Raw genomic sequence first — 2,218 nt, 5'->3', positions numbered from 1 at the left:
AAAGCGGGCGATTGGGTAACAGTGACCCTTGATGGTAAAACGTTAGGCACCGCCGAAGTACAAGCGGATAAGTCATGGCGTTTGTCTGTTGATGGCAAGGTCTTGTTGGATGCGAATTCGGATCATGTTGGCGCAACAGTGACCACCACTGATACCGCAGGTAACAGCAAAACCGCCACGGCTGAGCATAATTATACGGTGGATGTTAACGCGACTATCGACATTGATAAGATCACTGGCGATAACGAGATCACTCAACAAGAAGGTCATCAGCAGAGCATTGCGATCACCGGTACGGTTGGCGGTCAGGTGCAAGTGGGTGACAAGGTCGTGGTAACGATTAATGGCACCGATTACAACACCCAGGTTGAGGCGGGTAACACATGGTCAGTGAATGTCACGGGCAAGGATGTGTTGCATGCAGATAAAGCCACTGCCACAGTCACAACGTCATACAGTTCACATAATGACACCGCAAACAGTGAAGAAAATTATCAGGTTGGCATCAATGCGGGTGTCACCATCACCACCATTGGTGGTGACAATGTAATCAATGAGAATGAGTCCCACGGCAAAGTGCCTGTAACCGGTACCGTTGGTGGTGATGTCAAAGTTGGCGATACCGTTACGATCACTGTAGATGGTAAAGCGGTAGGTACGGCCACAGTAGAAAATCACAATGGCAAGTTAACGTGGACGGCTGAGGTTGACGGCAGCGTATTAGATAACGCTACCACCGATAATGTCACCGCCACCGTGACAACTCATGATGAAGCAGGTCATAGCGCTACTGCGACAGATGATCATATTTACAACATTGATACTGACATTGCGGCAACGATCACTATTACCTCGATTGCTACCGATGGTGTTATCAACGCAGATGAAGCGCACAGCAAAGTCCCGGTCACGGGTACCGTGGGCGCAGATGTTAAAGTCGGCGATACCGTTACGGTCGTTGTTGATGGTCAAACCGTGGGCACCACAAAAGTTGTGGAGCAGGACGGCAAGTTAACGTGGACGGCAGAAATCGACGGCAGTGTTTTAGACGGTGCGACGGCTGATAGTGTGACGGCAACCGTCACCACCACGGATGATGCGGGCAACAGTGCCACCGCGACGGACGATCACCCTTACACCGTTGACACTGACATTGCGGCAACGATCACTATTACCTCGATTGCTACCGATGGTGTTCTCAACGCAGATGAAGCGCACAGCAAAGTCCCGGTCACGGGTACCGTAGGCGCAGATGTTAAAGTCGGCGATACCGTTACGGTCGTTGTTGATGGTCAAACCGTGGGCACCACAAAAGTTGTGGAGCAGGACGGCAAGTTAACGTGGACGGCAGAAGTTGACGGCAGTGTTTTAGACGGTGCGACGGCTGATAGTGTGACGGCAACCGTCACCACCACGGATGAGGCGGGCAACAGTGCCACGGCGACGGACGATCATCCTTACAACATTGATACTGACATTGCGGCAACGATCACTATTACCTCGATTGCTACCGATGGTGTTATCAACGCAGATGAAGCGCACAGCAAAGTCCCGGTTACGGGGACCGTGGGCGCAGATGTTAAAGTCGGCGATACCGTTACGGTCGTTGTTGATGGTCAAACCGTGGGCACCACAAAAGTTGTGGAGCAGGACGGCAAGTTAACGTGGACGGCAGAAGTCGACGGCAGTGTTTTAGACGGTGCGACGGCTGATAGTGTGACGGCAACCGTCACCACCACGGATGAGGCGGGCAACAGTGCCACGGCGACGGACGATCACCCTTACAACATTGATACTGACATTGCGGCAGCGATCACTATTACCTCGATAGCTACCGATGGTGTTATCAACGCAGATGAAGCGCACAGCAAAGTCCCGGTCACGGGGACCGTGGGCGCAGATGTTAAAGTCGGCGATACCGTTACGGTCGTTGTTGATGGTCAAACCGTGGGCACCACAAAAGTTGTGGAGCAGGACGGCAAGTTAACGTGGACGGCAGAAATCGACGGCAGTGTTTTAGACGGTGCGACGGCTGATAGTGTGACGGCAACCGTCACCACCACGGATGAGGCGGGCAACAGTGCCACCGCGACGGACGATCACCCTTACAACATTGATACTGACATTGCGGCAGCGATCACTATTACCTCGATTGCTACCGATGGTGTTATCAACGCAGATGAAGCGCACAGCAAAGTCCCGGTCACGGGGACCGTGG

The 2,218-nt window shown here is 52.9% G+C and carries 1 protein-coding gene; it reads left to right on the top strand.

The window, feature by feature from the left end; genetic code table 11:
• Nucleotides 1–2,218: Ig-like domain-containing protein (locus tag CZ809_RS20515; RefSeq protein WP_144396220.1), on the top strand; the 2,218-nt coding region annotated here is incomplete at both ends.

It is taken from the genome of Photobacterium piscicola (genome assembly GCF_900166965.1).
In the GTDB taxonomy this organism is placed as follows: Bacteria; Pseudomonadota; Gammaproteobacteria; order Enterobacterales; family Vibrionaceae; genus Photobacterium; species Photobacterium piscicola.
The sequence above is the reverse complement of the archived record's forward strand: the minus strand, read 5'-3'. Positions and strand labels throughout refer to the sequence as shown.